16 protein-coding genes are annotated in these 17,459 nt (G+C 42.5%); 5 read left to right on the plus strand and 11 right to left on the minus strand.

The window, feature by feature from the left end:
- Positions 1-205: 205 nt before the first annotated feature.
- From FHG64_RS05680 to FHG64_RS05715, 8 genes are all read right to left on the minus strand, one after another.
- Positions 206-763: a transposase gene (locus tag FHG64_RS05680; RefSeq protein WP_218937558.1), complete on the minus strand. Its 558-nt coding sequence runs from the start codon at positions 761-763 to the stop codon at positions 206-208.
- A 430-nt stretch (positions 764-1,193) separates the two neighbouring features.
- Entirely contained in the window at positions 1,194-1,874 is a 681-nt protein-coding gene (locus FHG64_RS05685) for a hypothetical protein (protein WP_246054307.1), read from the minus strand.
- A 193-nt stretch (positions 1,875-2,067) separates the two neighbouring features.
- A complete protein-coding gene (locus FHG64_RS05690; RefSeq protein WP_139065519.1) occupies positions 2,068-2,655 on the minus strand; it encodes a transposase in 588 nt (195 codons plus the stop codon).
- Positions 2,656-2,796: 141 nt separating this feature from the next.
- The gene (locus FHG64_RS05695; protein WP_139065520.1) at positions 2,797-3,525 is read right to left on the minus strand and encodes an SUMF1/EgtB/PvdO family nonheme iron enzyme; all 729 of its coding nucleotides are present in this window, start codon (positions 3,523-3,525) and stop codon (positions 2,797-2,799) included.
- Between the two features lie 143 nt (positions 3,526-3,668).
- A complete protein-coding gene (locus FHG64_RS05700) occupies positions 3,669-4,007 on the minus strand; it encodes a hypothetical protein (RefSeq protein WP_139065521.1) in 339 nt (112 codons plus the stop codon).
- Positions 4,008-4,065: 58 nt separating this feature from the next.
- The gene (locus tag FHG64_RS05705) at positions 4,066-4,734 is read right to left on the minus strand and encodes a hypothetical protein (protein ID WP_139065522.1); all 669 of its coding nucleotides are present in this window, start codon (positions 4,732-4,734) and stop codon (positions 4,066-4,068) included.
- A 75-nt stretch (positions 4,735-4,809) separates the two neighbouring features.
- Positions 4,810-5,118: a type II toxin-antitoxin system RelE/ParE family toxin gene (locus FHG64_RS05710; RefSeq protein WP_139065523.1), complete on the minus strand. Its 309-nt coding sequence runs from the start codon at positions 5,116-5,118 to the stop codon at positions 4,810-4,812.
- A 4-nt stretch (positions 5,119-5,122) separates the two neighbouring features.
- On the minus strand, positions 5,123-5,374 hold the full coding sequence (locus FHG64_RS05715; RefSeq protein ID WP_139065524.1) for a hypothetical protein: 252 nt from the start codon (positions 5,372-5,374) through the stop codon (positions 5,123-5,125).
- A 190-nt stretch (positions 5,375-5,564) separates the two neighbouring features.
- On the opposite strand from FHG64_RS05715, the gene FHG64_RS05720 reads away from it, so the two are divergent.
- The 3 genes from FHG64_RS05720 to FHG64_RS19555 all read left to right on the plus strand — a co-directional run bounded on the left by FHG64_RS05720 (position 5,565) and on the right by FHG64_RS19555 (position 10,900).
- Complete coding sequence (locus FHG64_RS05720; protein WP_139065525.1) at positions 5,565-8,870, plus strand: amidohydrolase family protein; 3,306 nt, start codon at positions 5,565-5,567, stop codon at positions 8,868-8,870.
- A 511-nt stretch (positions 8,871-9,381) separates the two neighbouring features.
- Positions 9,382-9,879, plus strand: coding sequence for a DUF202 domain-containing protein (locus FHG64_RS05725; RefSeq protein ID WP_139065526.1), 498 nt, complete (start codon positions 9,382-9,384; stop codon positions 9,877-9,879).
- 652 nt (positions 9,880-10,531) lie between these two features.
- A complete protein-coding gene (locus tag FHG64_RS19555; RefSeq protein WP_139065527.1) occupies positions 10,532-10,900 on the plus strand; it encodes a DUF6122 family protein in 369 nt (122 codons plus the stop codon).
- An 82-nt stretch (positions 10,901-10,982) separates the two neighbouring features.
- Here the strand turns inward: FHG64_RS19555 and FHG64_RS05735 are convergent, their stop codons facing one another.
- Positions 10,983-11,342: a DUF779 domain-containing protein gene (locus FHG64_RS05735; protein ID WP_139065528.1), complete on the minus strand. Its 360-nt coding sequence runs from the start codon at positions 11,340-11,342 to the stop codon at positions 10,983-10,985.
- Between the two features lie 3 nt (positions 11,343-11,345).
- On the minus strand, positions 11,346-12,845 hold the full coding sequence (locus FHG64_RS05740) for an aldehyde dehydrogenase family protein (RefSeq protein ID WP_139065529.1): 1,500 nt from the start codon (positions 12,843-12,845) through the stop codon (positions 11,346-11,348).
- A gap of 113 nt (positions 12,846-12,958) precedes the next feature.
- Between FHG64_RS05740 and FHG64_RS05745 the strand changes: the two genes are divergently transcribed.
- Positions 12,959-13,873 (plus strand): AraC family transcriptional regulator, encoded by a 915-nt coding sequence (locus tag FHG64_RS05745; RefSeq protein WP_139065530.1) that lies wholly within the window; start codon positions 12,959-12,961, stop codon positions 13,871-13,873.
- Positions 13,874-14,375: 502 nt separating this feature from the next.
- Complete coding sequence (locus FHG64_RS05750) at positions 14,376-16,463, plus strand: S8 family serine peptidase (protein WP_139065531.1); 2,088 nt, start codon at positions 14,376-14,378, stop codon at positions 16,461-16,463.
- Positions 16,464-16,804: 341 nt separating this feature from the next.
- Here the strand turns inward: FHG64_RS05750 and FHG64_RS05755 are convergent, their stop codons facing one another.
- Positions 16,805-17,455 carry a sterol desaturase family protein gene (locus FHG64_RS05755; RefSeq protein WP_139065532.1) on the minus strand — a complete coding sequence of 217 codons (651 nt, stop codon included), beginning with the start codon at positions 17,453-17,455 and terminating at the stop codon, positions 16,805-16,807.
- Positions 17,456-17,459: the final 4 nt, after the last annotated feature.

The following is a 17,459-nucleotide window of genomic DNA, read 5'->3' on the forward strand; positions in this document are numbered from 1 at the left end:
ACCATCCGGAATCGCCCTGAAAATTCACAGCCGTCCCTATTTTTGTCACCGCCCCCACTATTATCCGCAACGTGATCATCGCGGCCGTCCCGAATTTTGTCCCCGCCCCCACCAGGAGAATTATCATTGTTATCAATAAATAATATGCGGTGAAAGAGGTTACACATCATTCCAAAATTCTCTAATTTCTATCTTTCCACCCCTTTTAGAAAAAAACATCCTCCTTCCACTTGGAAGGATTGTTCTTAATGTAATTTGATATCCGCTGAAAAGATTCATCGTTTCTGATGATGTGGTCATGAAACCGGGATTGCCATGCGAATTCAGGATTTATTTTGCGGGTTTCAAAAGATGTTCGCCCTTTATACCAACGGATGATTTTTGACAAATTATCGTGCAACATTGGATTATAATTGCCTGTTATTCCTCCATTGGGTTTGTCCGCGTCGGTTTTTATGTGTTTCATTGGTTTTGGTGGTAGGGACGCGATTAATCGCGTCCCTACGTTGCGTTCATCATTGCCTTTAATATTCGGTTTATCGATAATCACAATGCCGTGTACATGATTGGGCATAATAACGTGATTTCCCAATTTCGCGAATGGAAAATATTCTGGAATCGCCAACCAACATTCATTTGCGATTTGACCAACATCATTCATGATCATTTCGCCGTTTTTTATTTCCCAAAAATAACAATCCCTGTCTTTTGTGCAGATTGTAATAAAATAGGCAGCATTGCTGGCGTAATCCCAATTTGGCAATCGGGAAGATTCATTGCGGTATTTGTTTCTAAATTTTGAAGACATTCTGGTGAACCCGAATTATATCTGATAAAAAAATCCCGCTGCCGCCGGATCTATAATAATATACAATTTATTTTTCAGTTCAACTTCCTGGAGTTTTTTACTTAAAGAGTATCAGAATTTAATTGGGAATGAATGTTGTCCAGGGAAAGAGTCTAGATCACTGTCGATCCCGGAATCTAGAAGCTAGACTAAAACCTTAGAAGCTGGAAATAAGTCAATTAACCTCTGCTACCAAACCTTATTAATCGAACACCAATGATTTTAAATTTGGGGCTTGGATTTTGGAATTTGGTGCCTGGAATTTGGTGCTTGGTGCTTGGAATTTGGTGCTTGGAATTTGTGATTTGGTGCTTAATCCCGCTTTCACAGGATAACGAATAACCACCTAGCTTTCTTCTTCTTCAATTTCCTCAAGCTCCTCCTCGAGATTGTCTACCAGTGCCAGGATCTCTTCGGGAGAGAGGTAAAGGCGAACCTTCCTCTTTTTGTATTTATCTGATAAATTGGAGTGGTTGAGGATAAAATCTTTTGTAGCAAAAACATAATTGCCCATCCCGTGGTTTATCGCATAAGTATCTGCTGTACGTTCAGCTTTCCTGATAAAATTATCTGATGTGATATATCGTACTCCAAATTTCGCCAGCTCCAATGACGATCTTTCGCGGTAGTCCATAATATGTCCCAGCTCGTGGCCCAGCCAACCAATCAGGACTTCAGAAGGGATATTGTCTATTGAGAATTCCTTGTTTTCAAGAAGGAATTTACTGCTTATAAAGACATAATAGCTATGGTCTTTTTTTCCTTTGAACAGGTTCCCCATCTTTGGCTGTGCCTGCATCAAGGCTTTCTTCATCTTGTTCTTATATCTAAACTCGATCTCTACATCTTCAAGTTCCGGATAATGTGAAAGAGCGATAGTGGCTTCCTCAAGAATATTTTCAGGAATGATTTTGTTGTTATCGTGAACGATCTCTTTTTCGCCGATATTTTTATTTGCAGCACAGCTCCAATTCCCTGTGAGGAATGGGAAGATCAAAATAAGAATAAGAATTCTTGACCAATTCATCTTCAATTTTTCTGATCCTTGATATAAATCGATTTTTATGTAGCTGAATATTTTAAAGTTCTTCATAGATAAATAGGCCGTCCGGCTGAAGTTGAGGTATTAAAGACTTAATTTAGATCAACCCCTATGCCAGATATTTTTGAAGTCCCTCTTTTTAATTTTAATTCTTGATCTCAGCGACAAACTACAGAATCTAAAATTCCAGGCACCAAAATTCCAATTCGGTTCTAATCTTAAAAAAAACATCCTCCTTCCAATTGGAAGGATTGTTCCTAATGTTATTTGATATCCGGTGAAATGATTCATCATTTCTGATGATGTGGTCGTGAAACCGGGGTGACCATGTAAAATCGGGATTTATTTTTCGGGTTTCAAAAGATGTTCGCCCGTTGTACCAACGGATGATTTTTGACAAAATATCGTGCAACATTGGATTATAATTGCCTGTTATTCCTCCATTGGGTTTGTCCGCGTCGGTTTTTGTGTGTTCCAATGGTTTTGGTGGTAGGGACGCGATTAATCGCGTCCCTACGTTGCGTTCATCATTGCCTGTAATATTCGGTTTGTCAATAATCACAATCCCGTGTACATGATTGGGGATAATAACGTGATTTCCCAATTTCGCGAATGGAATATATTCAGAAATCGCCAACCAACATTCATTTGCGATTTGACCAACATCATTCAGGATCATTTCGCGGTCTGCTATTTCACCTAAATAAGGTTCCCTGTCTTTTGTGCAAATGGTAATGAAATAGGTGCATCGATACCATAATCCCAATTTGGCAATTAGACAGATACGTTTCGGAATTTGTTTTTAAATTTAGACTTGCGAATGCATGAATTTCATTCTGGTCTAAAAAACAAGAGGAATTACCCTTGTCTATTTTAAAAAATCCTGCTCACCCATTTCGGTTTTCACTTATTCCTCTTCAGGCAGGACTTCACATACACATCGAAAACCCGTAACCTCATTAGGAAAAGAAACCGGTTTTATGCCCTTGTAGTTCTCACCATAAGTCGTAGATGCCTGGGTATATTCTGTAATATTATAAAGAGAAAATTCTTCGGCATTTTCAGGGGCCTTAAACTTAAGCGGATTTTCCCCCTTGATCGTAAGCAGCCTGTTTTGTTCTGAAAAATAATCGCTGGCATGCTGCAGTTCCTCCGGGAGTGGTAAGCGGTAGTAAATACGACCGGCAAATGGTTTTTTCTGAAGGTGGCCGGGGTGGGTTCTCCAAAGATAGGAGACCATTTGAGTCCGCCATTTACAATAATCGGCAGCCTGTTCTTTTGAAACTCCTAGCACGGGATTGTCCTTATATTTATAATCCTCAACATATTCGGCCTTTAAGTCTTTACCATATACTCCCTTTAAATTAAGCAAATAGGAGGGATAAATTGATGTTAACCGGGTTAAGGTATCATCCAGCGTTACCTCATAATCCCTGAATTCGCTAAAGCCTTTTTTCCTGAGAAAATCTTTGGCAGTCAGGTATTCGAGGAACATTTTATTGGTAACCGGAGTTCTGTCAATATAAATTTTTGAGTCCATTTGGAGCGTCCCCGGCGGGTTCAGGAGAGGTTCCTGTGGCTGACTGTATCCAATGGCTATATATAAAAATAGAAAAAGAGTAATGGGTTTGCACATAGAAGGTTGTTATGATTTTTGAAATATATGGCTATTTTTTAAAAAAGCTAAACCCTAACCGGGTAACATCTCTCATTTGCTATACCAGATAAATCGGAATTTTAATGAACAGGACATGCAGCCGCGAATGTAGAATGGGGATTCTATTTAATTTTCAGTTCAGCTTCCAGTTGTCTTTTCCTTTCCATCAACCGCTCGTGCTTTCTTCTATCCTGATAGCCCCAAATGAAATGACCCAACATGCAGAAAACCGTATATACAACCGCGGTACTTACTACCAATTCAAAATAACTTAATTCGCTATCTTCATACAGCATTTTACCCTTATTCCCAGAGCTATGTGTAGGAGCATATAGCGACACCAGGATCCCAAAACCAATAACCTGCCAGAGGTTTCGACCGAAGTAGTTAGATTGACGAATGTTAGAGGCTATTTTATTTTCGGTAGCCTGGAGTGCTTTTCTTTTGTAATAGGTAGTCATTGTTGTAGAAATTATGAAACACTAGCAACAATATTCTATAATCTTTCCCTTCATAATCTTACAGATTTTTATATTCTGCAACTTGCCATTCATACATTTTACCGAATTCAGAAAGCGATTTTGGTTTAATGTTTATCTTTTGTATTTCGGTCTTTAATTTTTCCTGGGATATATGCCCCGTCTCTGTGATTATTTTACCTTCTTTAAAATCATATTCAACACTCTCAAAATTCCCACTTGCCGAATGAACACCATTACTTTTTGCTCCTATAATTTCCATTCGGTCCTCGAGAAGCTCAAAGGTGTAGGATTGATTTGACCTGGTATATTGATAAAAGATGTTCAATAATCCGTTTGTTATAGATAACTCAGGTTCTATATAAGTTGCCATACCTCCTTCGTCTCCACGTGCGATAAATTCATTGTTTTGGATAATTACATTTTGGTAGCCGTCCTTGTTTAAAAAAATAAGTATAATTCGTGGTTTGTTGTTCCGCAAATAACAGCTGGAACATCTTTTTTCCGGGATACTATCTTTTGATTCAATGATAAGAGCAATATCATTTTGCCCATCTTCGTCCAGGTCACCGGTTGAACTTTTTAAAATTTCCCAATCTGGGTGGCTCTCAACGAAAGACAAGGGTTGACCTATAAAATGAGGATAGCTGGATTCCTTTTCCTGGGAATATCCCGAAAGTGACAGAATTAAAAATAATAAGGTCGTCATTCCATTTTTCATATTTGTGCTTGATAAATCCAAAATTAGAGATTCGTTCTACATTGACAGATTTACCTGCCTATTTTATTCCTGAGACCTGTCAATTTTAGTTGGATTTTGTCGGGTATCGAATATATCTGTAATTACAATATCATTTTTAATGATCTTGTAAATCACTTTATAATTCCCACTCAAAATATAGCGATAATTTTCATTCAGATGCTTCAGCAACAATTCTGTTTGTCCTGATTCAGGATATTTTAATAGTTGTCCTGTGGAAGAAAATATTTCTTTTCGAATTTTTACCGCAACTTTAGGATTTGCAACCTCTTTATGGTATTCAACAATACTTTTTAAAGTATCAATAGCAAAAGCTGTCCAAATGATCCTCATTCAATTACCATTTTTCAGATTGGCTTTCCAGTTCCTCTTGGGAAGTGACCCGCCCTGCTAAATAGTCATTGTTTGATTTATTAGCCCTTTCCAATAGTTGATCCTGCGTGAATGGTTTATGCTCAATGCTATAGCTAGCCTGGTTTTGTATTAAAGCTTCAATTTTACTAAATAATTTTTCGTCCTGCAGCTTAATCAGGCCCTCAATCACATTTAATTTTCTGGTTTTCAAATCCATTTTTTCAGCTTTTATCAAAGATACAAAATAATCATTTTCATTTTCCAGCTTATAATATCTGCCGTATTTTTCGAATGCTATTGAAGATAGTTACTTAAAATACAAAAGCGGATCCTATAATATTTACTCGTAATAGCATGCACCAAAGTGCAGCAACATAATCCAAAACATTCCTTATATTTAGCCGTTCTTAAAAAAACCCTAAAATATGCTTCAAAGATCACTGCTGGCGTTACTTCTTGTAATGTCCTCCTCTGCCCTCTTTGCACAGGAAAATGATACAATCAAAAAAGACGAAAAAGATAAAAAATGGGATGTTTCCAATCCTTATACTGCCGACTGGAACATCAAGGAGGTAAATCTAAATACCGATGAAGGTACCTGGATGAACCTGGATGTGAGCCCCGATGGGAAAACAATCGTGTTTGATTTGCTGGGAGATATTTATTCTATGCCAATCACCGGCGGGAAGGCCAGGGCCTTAACCAGCGGAAGGGCTTATAATGTGCAGCCGCGCTTCTCACCAGATGGCTCCCGTATCTCCTACACCAGCGATGCCGCGGGTGGGGACAACATCTGGATCATGGACCGCGATGGCTCCAATGCAAAGCAGCTTACCAAAGAAACTTTTAGATTACTCAACAACTCCACCTGGACTGCAGACGGGAATGCGATCATTGCCCGCAAACACTTTACCAGCGGCCGTTCTTTGGGTGCGGGGGAAATGTGGCTGTACCACCTTGGCGGCAGCGCCGGGCTGCAGCTTACCGAAAGAAGGAACGACCAGCAGGATGTGAATGAACCTTCGGTTTCGGCTGATGGAAAATATTTATACTACAGCGAGGATATGTACCCGGGTGGGGCATTTCAGTACAACAAGGATCCCAACAAACAGATCTATGTTATAAAACGCTACAATTTTGAAGATGGGGAAACCCAAACCGTGACCGGTGGACCCGGTGGAGCTTCCAGGCCACAGATCTCGCCCGATGGGAAGAAACTGGCTTTCATTAAGAGAGTCCGCACTAAAACTGTTCTTTACATCCACGACCTGGAAACAGGCGAGGAATGGCCGGTACACGATGAGCTAAGCAAAGATCAGAGTGAAGCCTGGGCGATCTTTGGTACCTACCCCGGTTTCAGCTGGATGCCGAACAATAAAGACATCGTGCTTTGGGCAGAAGGAAAGATCAGACGAGTGAATACTGAAGACTTATCTTCCGCAGAGATCCCGTTCCAGGTGGATACTACTATTGAGATCGCAGAAGCACACAGGTCACAGCACGAGGTATTTTCAGAAACATTTAATCCCAAAGTGATTCGCCACGCGGTGACTTCGCCAGACGGAAAAACTTTAGTATTCAACGCGGCCGGGTACCTTTACAAAAAGAGCCTGCCAAACGGGAAACCACAGCGTATCACCAACAACAACGAGTTTGAATTTGAACCTGCTTTCACGCCCAACGGCAATGAGGTCGTGTACGTTACCTGGACAGATGCCGGGATGGGCGCGATCAAAAAAGTGGGATTGAACGGCCGTAACGCGGTAACGCTTTCCAAAACAAAGAGTATCTACCGCAATCCTTCGGTTTCCAATGACGGGAAGTGGATCGCGTACACCAAAGAGAGTGGGAACAGTGACCAGGGGCAAACCTTCACCAAGGAGCCGGGGATCTATATTATGGATGCTGCTGGCAACAATAACCGCAAACTCGTAAAGGAGGGAGATTTCCCTGTTTTCAGCAAAAATAATGACCGCATCCTTTACCAGACCGGGGGGATGTTCTTTGGCAGCCTTACCAAAAAACTCAAGAGTGTGGACCTTAATGGGCAGGATGAGCGCACACATATAGAATCCAAATACGCTAACAGGATCGTGCCCAGCCCCGATAATAAGTGGGTGGCCTTTACCAACCTGCACCAGGGATACCTGGCGCCGCTGGTGATGACCGGGCAGACTATTAATTTAGATGACAAGACCAAAACGGTTCCCGTGACGCAAATCACCAAGGATGCGGGGATGAACCTGCACTGGAGCAACAACAGCCAGAACATCAACTGGACTTTGGGCGATGAATATTTTACCAATAAGGTTTCTGAAAGATTTACCTTTCTCCCAAATTCTCCCGATTCTATCCCACCTGTTACTGAAACCGGGCAAAAGATTGGCCTGGAGCTGAAAGTTGATGTACCACAGGGAAGCATCGCATTTACCAACGCCCGAATTATCACAATGGACGGCGACAAGGTGATCGAAAACGGAAGCATCGTGGTGCGCGAGAACAAGATCGTGGCGCTTGGAACTGCTGCTGAAGTTGAAGTGCCGAGAAATACAAAAGTATATGACCTGCAGGGGAAGACCGTGATGCCGGGGATCGTTGATGCACACGCGCATATTGGCGCTTTTCGCTACGGGATCACCCCGCAGCAGCACTGGCCATCTTACGCCAACCTTGCTTTTGGAGTGACCACCGCGCACGATCCATCGGCTTTAAGTGAGACCGTCTTCGGAATTTCTGAATTGATAAAAGCCGGGGAAATGGTGGGGCCAAGATTATTCTCTACCGGAATAATTCTATACGGTGCTGAAGGAGATTTCAAAGCCGACATCAATAGCCTTGACGATGCCCGTTCAGCTTTGAGAAGAACGAAGGCCTTTGGCGCGATTTCGGTTAAGAGTTACAATCAGCCACGCCGCGAGCAGCGCCAGCAGGTAATGCAGGCAGCGAAAGAACTGGAAATGAACGTGGTTCCGGAAGGTGGAAGCACCTTCTTCCACAATATGAATATGATCGTGGACGGGCATACAGGAATTGAGCACAACATTCCCATAGCACCGGTTTATAAGGACATTCACACCCTGTGGGGCAACAGCAGCACCGGCTACACCCCTACCCTTATCGTAAATTACGGCGGAATTAACGGGGAATACTATTTCTACGAAAAGACCAACGTATGGGAGAATGAAAAACTGCTGAATTTCACTCCCCGTCACATCGTAGACTCCCGCTCACGTCACCGAACGATGTTACCTGAAGAGGAATATCAGCACGGGCCTGTACTGGTTTCTGAAACTGCAAAAGAACTTACCGACCTTGGTGTAAAAGTAAACCTGGGAGCACACGGACAGCTGCAAGGCCTTGGAGCACACTGGGAACTCTGGCTGCTTCAAATGGGCGGAATGACCAATATGGAAGCCCTACAGGCAGCCACCATCAACGGTGCGAACTACCTTGGCCTCGGAGCCGAGATCGGTTCCCTGGAAGTAGGTAAATTAGCCGATTTAATCGTGCTGGAGGAGAATCCGCTTGAGGACATAAGAAATTCTGAAAGCATTATTTACACGATGGTAAACGGAAGATTGTACGACAGCGAAACGATGAACGAAATAGGAAACCGCGAAAAAGAACGTGGCAATTTCTACTGGGAGAACAGGAGGAATAGTGAGGCGTTTCCATGGCACGAAAGTACGGGGAGTTTTACTGCTCCGGGATGTATTTGTACCAGTCACTAGTCGTTAGTCGTTAGTCGTTAGTCGTTAGTGGGTTTTGAGGTGCGAGATTATTCTTAGGTTTTAAAGAGTGGACAGAGGGCAGAGGACAGAGGACAGGTTATCAGTTGTAGGTTGTCGGTTGAAAAAAATTATTGTCGGTTGAAGGAGGTGGAGCGAAAGAAAAAACATCAATCCTACGTCAATGGTAACTTGTTTCAGCATGACGTGGGTTAGAACTGGTGAGTGGGCTGAGGATCCACAAGTAGGCCAGATCCTGAAATAATTCAGAGAATTCGAGAAATCCTGTTCCTCCGTGCAACTCCTTTTTTAACTCCCTTTAACTCCGTAGTTAAATAGAAATTAGCCTCGAAAAAACGAAAATTGTACTAACTTAATACCAACAAAACCCACACGCACCAGAAAAACATTAGTGCATTCGTGGCTAATTTTTAAGAATCAAGAGCCAGGAAACAAGAAACAAGACAGGAACCTGTTACAGAGAACGGAAAACGGAAAACCGGAAACGAAAAATATGAGAAAAGTAAAATTCGGAAGTCTTTTTACTACGCGCAAGATAGATGAGAGCCTCATCCGGGAGCACCTTGCCCTGGAGCGAACTAAGCTCGCCAATGAGCGCACGCTCCTCTCCTACACCCAGGCCGCGCTTTATTTTTTACTCGGAGGACTTGCACTTATACAGCTTAAGGAATATGAGGAGATGCACTATATAGGATACCTGGCGCTGGTTTTTTCTGTGCTGTTTGTAACTGTGGGAATCTGGCGGTTTATTGTGCTGAAGAATAAGATGAGGGATCTATTGAGAGGGGAAGTGGAGTCTACAGAAGAGGACAGCCCCCGGCCACCGAAGGGGGAGAGTGAAAGTTTGGCAGTTGTGGGTTGTCGGTTGAAAAAAGTGGAGAGTGGAAAGTGGAGAGAGGATAGTTGGTGCGTGTTATATGTTGTAGGTTGTAGGTTGTCGGTTGTAGGTTGTAGGTTGAAAAAATGTTGTCGTTTGTCTGTTGTGGGTTAGTGGAAAGAAGAAAAAAAACATCTTCCTACGTCATGCTGAGACCTGCGGTAAAAAATTTACCTAGCGTAGGAGATTGACGTGAAGGAATATATAATCCTAAAATGGCTATTAAAATTAAATTCGTAAATTCTTGATTTACATATTTTTGCAAAACACGTCAATGGTAACTAGTTTCAGCATCTAATGGGTTAGAACTGGCGGGTGGGCTGAGGATGCACAAGAATGCTAGATCCTGAAACATTTCTGCCTGGCGGCAGGTTCAGGATGACGGGATGAGAACAGGTCTTAACCTCAGCATGTTATTGTCATTCTGAGGAGGCCTTTTCGGCCGACGAAGAATCTCTGGTGGAGGATAGATTTAGTCGTTTCTTTTAAAATTATGGAGAGAAGAAGCAATTTTAGGATGTTAAGAGAAAAGCGGGGAGTTCTTTCATTTTATCGACCAACCCTTCTCCCTGCACCGGTTGTAGTCCCGATGGCTATCGGGATTCACTGCGTTCAGTATGACAAGAAAGGCGGAATCCTTTTCCTCCGTGGAACTCCGTGCAAAACTCCTTTTTACTCCGTGGTTAAATAAAAAATTAAACTCAAAAAAACGAAAATCATTCTCATTTAATACCCAACAAAAAAACTCATAACTCATAACTCGACCGTGCAAACCTTCACCCACTACTTCCTCCACTTCATCTTCATAGGCGCGATCGCTTACTGGTATGACAGGAAGAACTGGAAGCGCAACTGGCTTATCCTCCTCGCGACGATGGCTGTGGATGTGGATCATGTGTTTGCAGATCCTCTTTTTGATCCGAACCGCTGCGGGATTGGGTTTCACCCGCTGCATACAGAATATGCCATCGCGGTCTATGTCCTGGGAGTGGCTTTTGTAAAACATTACACGATTCGACTCATTTTCATTGGTCTGCTCTTCCATATGATTACCGACTTTATCGATTGCCTGTGGATGTTTTCCTACTGCCAGTCGTGTTATGAAAATTCGGAGATCTTTAAGTGGCTGATTTGAAAAAGCCTGAATTTCTAATAGCCCACCCTAAAAGAATCAGGGTAAAACATACCAAAAACTCAGGCCTTTCTTATTTAAAATTCTAAGGGTTCAGATCCCGGTTTTCATCTTCACTGAGCATCCGGGACTTGATGAAGAATCTGTATCCTGTGGGAATGTCAAGAGAGAAGCTTCCTCCCCTTCCGGGAACTATATCCACTGTGAGGTGAGTGTGTTTCCAGTATTCAAACTGGTCGTGGCTCATATAGAATTTCACTCCCCCTATCTCTCCTAGCAGGATATCATTATCATCTATATAAAAATCCTCCTTTGGCAGCAACATAGGCGAAGACCCGTCGCAACAGCCACCGCTTTGGTGAAAGATCACCTCGCCGTGCTGTTGCCGGAGTTCTTGCAGCAATTTGTTTGCTTCAGGAGTTATTTCTACCCTGTTATATTCCATATTCTAAAAGAATCCCAGTTTGTTCTTATTGTAAGAAATTAGCATGTTCTTGCTTTGTCTGTAGTGGTTTAGCATCATCAAGTGATTTTCCCTTCCGAAACCAGATTTCTTATATCCGCCAAAAGGGGCGTGTGCAGGATAATCGTGATAGCAGTTCACCCATACCCTACCGGCTTTTATCGCTCTGGGGATTTGGTATAATTGGTGGGCATCCCTGGTCCAGACTCCGGCTCCAAGACCGTACATAGTATCATTGGCGATTTCAATAGCTTCGGCTTCATCCTTAAAGGTACAAACAGCCAGCACAGGACCAAAGATCTCTTCCTGGAAAACCCGCATTTTGTTATGTCCTTTCAGAATTGTTGGCTGAATGTAAAATCCATCCCCGAGATCGCCGTCGAGTTCTGCAGCACCGCCGCCGGTCAAAACCTCAGCGCCTTCATCCTTTCCTATTTTGATATACTCCAGGATCTTTTTATGCTGATCTGAAGATGCCTGCGCGCCCATCATAGTGGAATCATCAAAGGGATCCCCCATTTTTATGGCTTCGGTTCTTTCGATTACCCTCTTAATGAACTCATCATAGATATCCTCCTGGATCAGCAATCTTGAAGGCGCGGTACACACCTCTCCCTGGTTGAAGGCAAATAACACTGCACCTTCAATACATTTATCCAGAAACTCATCATCCTTATCCATTATGCTACTAAAGAAAACATTTGGCGATTTTCCTCCCAGTTCCATAGTTACCGGATGTAAATTTTTAGAGGCATACTGCATTATCAGCTGCCCTGTCGTGGTCTCCCCGGTGAAGGCAACTTTATCCACATGTGGGCTCGAAGCCAGAGGTTTTCCTGCTTCAGGGCCAAAGCCGTGAATCACATTAAAAACCCCGGGAGGTAGTAGATGAGCTATTTTTTCAGCCAGGAATGTTGCTGATGCAGGGGTTTGTTCTGCGGGTTTTAAAATAACACAGTTGCCCGATGCTAAAGCCGGAGCTACTTTCCAGGCGAGCATTAACAATGGAAAGTTCCACGGAATGATTTGCGCTACAACTCCGAGCGGTTCATTGATGATCAAAGAAAGGGTGTTTTCATTGAGCTCTGTGGCAGATCCTTCCTCGGCACGTATAACAGATGCGAAATACCTGAAATGATCTACTGCCAGGGGAACATCGGCTTTCATGGTTTCGCGGATAGATTTCCCATTATCTGCCGTTTCCATCTGGGCAAAGGTCTCCAGGTTGTCCTGGATCACATCGGCTATTTTGTGCAGGATCGAAGCCCTTTCAGCAGCTGAAGTATTTCCCCACTCATGTTTGGCATTGTTGGCAGCTTCTATGGCGCTCTTCACATCCTTTTCATTGGATCGTGGATATTTGGCAAGAAGCTTATTGTTCACAGGGGAGTGGTTTTCAAAATACTGTCCGTCTATTGGGTCCTGGAATTTTCCGTTTATAAAATTCCCGTATTTCTCTTCAAATTTTGGTGCTGAGTAGCTCATATAAAAAGTTTTATAATTTAAGTTCTTCAATATCCATAATTTTAAGACTTGTTAATTGCACTTTTCTACCAATAAGTATTACATTACTATCAACTTAACAAATATCCCGGGTTTTGAATACCAATTTAATAAACTACAATCGCAGCCTTAAGCTGAATACTTCCATCGAGAACAGGACGATCTACAGTGCAGATTATGCTGAACTGAATGTTTTTGAGACCCGGCAGGTAGCAGAAAAGGTTAATCTTCAATTTCGCTTCCCCGTGATCGCAAGTATGCTTACAGGGAAAAAGATCATGCACCTGGAGGGAATGAAATCCTTCGATTTCTATCCGGGAGAATCTGTTGTGCTGCCTTCAGATAAAAAGATGATCATAGATTTCCCACTAGCGAATGAAAAAAACCCTACCCGCTGCCTTGCCCTTGGAATTGACCCCGATAAAATAAAAGAGACGGTGGAGCTCTTTAACGAAAACACCCGAATAGACTTCGATAATGATACTCACAACCTGGATGCCATTGCTGTTCATTTGGCCAACAATCAACAGGTGCAGGTGGTGCTGGATCGAATCTTCAGCACCTTCCTGGAAGACGGGAGGGCAAAAGATGCCTTGCTGGACCTGATGGTGAAGGAACTAATAATCCGTCTTCTTCAAACCAAGGCAAAGCTAATGCTCATTGGCGATGAAACGCTCTTTGACAATAACAGGATGGCTTTTATCGTAAAATATATGAGGGAACATCTTACTGAAAACATCAATGTAGATAAGCTCGCCGATAAAGCCTGTATGAGCTCCTCCAATTTTTACCGCAGCTTTAAAAACACCCTTGGCGAATCACCAATAGATTACCTGAACGGGGAGCGAATTAAATTTGCCAAGAAACTTATTCAAAAAACCGACTGGAAATTTGCAGATATCGCTTTTAAATCCGGTTTCAACAACACCAGCTACTTCAACCGGCAGTTCAAGAAATTGGAGAAGATCACTCCCAATCAGTATCGCAGTATTGTGCAGAGGAATGATTGAGGTGGTTTTCGGAATTGAGTATTGAGAATTGAGTATTGAGATGTGAGAATTGAGATTCCAGAGACCCAAGAGACAAGAACCAAGAGACAAGAAAAGAGAGAAGAGAGAAGAGAGAAGAGAGAAGAGAGAAGAGAAGAAAAGTAATAACTCTTACTCTGTGAAACTCTTTTGTTTAACTCCTTTAAAAACTCTGTGGTTAAACAAAAAATCAGGCTCGAAGAAAAGAAAATTAACCTGCCATATAATTTTATGACAACCGATAACTGATAACTCACAACTGACAACACCCAGCATGTCCGAATTTTACAATGGAATAAGAATTTAAAATCCTATTTTGTAAAAAATTAAAAGCTCCCCCTTGTATTTCCAAGTACAGGTGCGGGTGCTTTTTGTTTAGGATAATTCCTTTTGACCTTCCCTACACAGTTCATCCAAGGATAAATAATGTAAAATATTTATCAACCACGGCCTGGATTCTTCCCGGCCAATAAATTCTATTGTTATGGGACACAAACAACTTATTTTTTTCAAGAGAATCGTGCTGGTATTTGCAGGGGTGTTTTTGATAACTTCCTGTAGTGAAGAACCGCTTTTTGAAGAGCAGGAGATAATTCAAACGGAAAATCAAGCCGCTGCAGATACGACTTTGATTGAAGGTCATTATATTGTAGTAATATCTAAAGACCCGGCCTCAAAAGATTCCAGGGCAGCTGAAATTCTCGAACAGGTTACCGCAGAACTTTCAAAGCAACAAGGGGCAAAGATCAATACAACCTATAAGAATGCCCTTTCGGGGTTTGCAGCAGAACTTACAGAGAAACAGGTCAAAGAACTGCGAAAGGATGACCGGGTCCTTATCGTGGAAAATGATCGACAGGTTTATCTACATAATGAACCTGTAGTGCAGGAGGCGTCATCCTGGGGGCTGGACCGGGTTGATCAAAGGCAAGCAGAGTTAGATCGGGCTTATGTATACACTGCGACCGGCAAAGGTGTTACAGCTTATGTCATAGATACGGGAATGAGAATATCGCATGATGAATTTGGTGGCCGTGCTGTACTTGGCCCAGACTTTGTCCAGGAAGACGGTGATGAGGGTGCCGATTGTTATGGTCATGGTACTCCTGTTGCAGGAATAATAGGTGGAATCAATTATGGGGTTGCAAAAGATATTAACCTGGTATCGATTAAAGTGTTTACTTGTGCGGGTGGGTCCCCTGAATCCCGAATCCTTCAAGCACTTGACTGGGTGCAGTTAAACGCTTCACCACCAGCTGTTGTAAATGCAAGTTTTGGTTATTATGCCTCTGAAGCCATGGATCTGGCATTTGAAAATGTCCTTGATTCAGGAATTCACTTTGCTGCTTCAGCCGGAAATACAGATGAAGATGCATGCATTTATTCCCCTGCACGTATACCCGGTGTGGTAACTGCCGGTGCCAGTGATATAGAGAATAACATAGCCGAATTTTCATATATCAGGGGATCAAACTACGGGGACTGTGTCGACATTTTTGCACCTGGACATCAAACCAAAACAGCTTCAGCAAGTGATGACTTTTCGTCAAGGTTTTTTAGCGGAACCTCAGCAGCAGCACCATATGTTTCAGGAGTAATAGCACTTTATCTGGAAGTCTTTCCTGATGCAACGCCTTCGGAAGTTCAGGCCGCTTTAAAGGAAAATGCCACTCCAAATGCAATTTCAGGTGTTCCATCAGGGACAAATGATCTTATATACAGCTTGTGGGAAACAGTGGAATTCACTCCTCCCACACCTCCAGATCTCAACCTTCGGTTGTTGGGCCAGCGAATAAAAGGAACGAATTATCTTAATCTATATTGGGATCCCACAGAGGCAAAATATATTAATGTGTACATTGATGGGGTTACTCACAAAGTATTCATTGATGGAGTTCCCTCTCCTTTCCCTCATGAAAATGATGGATACACACAAATTCGAATGGAAAATAATAAAAAGAATATAACTCATATAATTAAAATTTGTGAAGTCGGATACAACAATTGCTCAGAAGAAATTGCCGTGGTATACGGTGATGGCAGCGATGACGGTGGGGAAACTCCCAATGAAGCTCCCAATGCCGGTTTCACCTATAGTGCCGATCTATTGAACGTACAGTTTACAGACACCAGTACAGATCCAGATGGTTCTGTGGTGGCCTGGAGCTGGAATTTTGGTGATGGCCAAACATCTACGGCACAAAATCCATCCCACACCTTTTCTGCGGAAGGAACTTATAGCGTGACCCTAACAGTTACAGATGATACAGGCGATACAGGAAGCACCTCCCAAAATATTACAGTGAGCGCAGAAGAACCTGTGCCCGGAGATATCAACCTCACCGGGACGGGATCTAAGGTGAAAGGCAGATGGACCTCAGATCTTACCTGGACTCCCGCCGGAACCTCATCCCACGTGGATATTTACAGAAATAACACCCTTATAGCAACTGTAGATAATTCAGGGAATTATACAGATGCCACTAATTTTAACGGTAGCGGTTCATTAACCTATCAGGTTTGCGAGGCAGGATCAACAACCTGTTCCAATGAAATTACGCTTATCTTCTGAAAATAGTATTGAGAAGTCAGTATTGAGAATTGAGATGTGAGACAGGAGAAATTTTCCGGTCTCACATTTTTTTGAAGAATGCTTCTACTATCCAACCCGGGAGCCAAGTGACCAAGAGACAAGAGACAAAAGACAAGAGACAAGAAACAAGAAACAAGAAAAGAGAGAAGAGAGAAGAGAGAAGAGAAGTAAATCAATGACTCTTTACTCCGTGAAACCACCTTTTTAACTTCTTTAAAAACTCTGTGGGTAAACAAAAAATTAGACTCGAAGGAAAAAAATAACCTGCCCGGAATCAAATAACTAACGGAAAACAGAAAACGGGAAACAGGAAACAAAAACTACCTACTTTTCAACTCCCCCTTTGGGGCTGGGGGCCTCCGCGGCATCGTTCCAAAAACCACATCCCATAATGGCGAAGAAACCCCAAAAGCACGATCGGGTTCGCGGTAGTGGTGAATACTATGATGGTGCCAGAGGATCTTCAGGAAATTCCTTGGAACCCGGAAGGCGTGGACAGCATAGTGAACAGATAAATAAGCTGTATAGCCCATTAGAAAGCCGGCCAGGAACCCAAAAGCAAAATCTCCCATAATCCCTCGGTAGATCACAAAGAATACCGTAGCGATGATGAGGCTAAGAATGGGTGGCATGGCCAACCGGGATTTATCTTTGGGATAATGATGATGCACCCCGTGCATGGTATACACGAATTTCTCACGTCGTGGAGACGTTACCGGCAGGTGGTACAAATACCTGTGCATTAAATATTCCACAAGGGTGAAAAAGAAAAATCCCGCAACAAAAAGCAGTACCATCACCGGTACCTCAAATCCTTTTTCCACAATCCCGTAATAAATAAGGACTGCTGAGATAACAGAAAAAATAATGAGGGGGAGGGAAATATGCGTTCTGGTTAATCTCTCTAAAAAAGGATTCTTCATTAAAGTTGCAGAACCTTTGTGCTTAGGCCTGGACTTTGAAGTTTCCATATCG

It is taken from the genome of Antarcticibacterium flavum, assembly GCF_006159205.1.
In the GTDB taxonomy this organism is placed as follows: domain Bacteria; phylum Bacteroidota; class Bacteroidia; order Flavobacteriales; family Flavobacteriaceae; genus Gillisia; species Gillisia flava.

Bases quoted from the DNA above. Each gene is read 5' to 3' on its own strand.
- FHG64_RS05710 (WP_139065523.1), bottom strand. From the start codon at position 5,118: ATGAGGATCATTTGGACAGCTTTTGCTATTGATACTTTAAAAAGTATT.
- FHG64_RS05685 (WP_246054307.1), bottom strand. From the start codon at position 1,874: ATGAATTGGTCAAGAATTCTTATTCTTATTTTGATCTTCCCATTCCTC.
- FHG64_RS05720 (WP_139065525.1), top strand. From the start codon at position 5,565: ATGCTTCAAAGATCACTGCTGGCGTTACTTCTTGTAATGTCCTCCTCT.
- FHG64_RS05725 (WP_139065526.1), top strand. From the start codon at position 9,382: ATGAGAAAAGTAAAATTCGGAAGTCTTTTTACTACGCGCAAGATAGAT.
- FHG64_RS05755 (WP_139065532.1), bottom strand. From the start codon at position 17,455: ATGGAAACTTCAAAGTCCAGGCCTAAGCACAAAGGTTCTGCAACTTTA.
- FHG64_RS05700 (WP_139065521.1), bottom strand. From the start codon at position 4,007: ATGACTACCTATTACAAAAGAAAAGCACTCCAGGCTACCGAAAATAAA.
- FHG64_RS05705 (WP_139065522.1), bottom strand. From the start codon at position 4,734: ATGACGACCTTATTATTTTTAATTCTGTCACTTTCGGGATATTCCCAG.
- FHG64_RS05735 (WP_139065528.1), bottom strand. From the start codon at position 11,342: ATGGAATATAACAGGGTAGAAATAACTCCTGAAGCAAACAAATTGCTG.
- FHG64_RS05695 (WP_139065520.1), bottom strand. From the start codon at position 3,525: ATGTGCAAACCCATTACTCTTTTTCTATTTTTATATATAGCCATTGGA.
- FHG64_RS05750 (WP_139065531.1), top strand. From the start codon at position 14,376: ATGGGACACAAACAACTTATTTTTTTCAAGAGAATCGTGCTGGTATTT.
- FHG64_RS05740 (WP_139065529.1), bottom strand. From the start codon at position 12,845: ATGAGCTACTCAGCACCAAAATTTGAAGAGAAATACGGGAATTTTATA.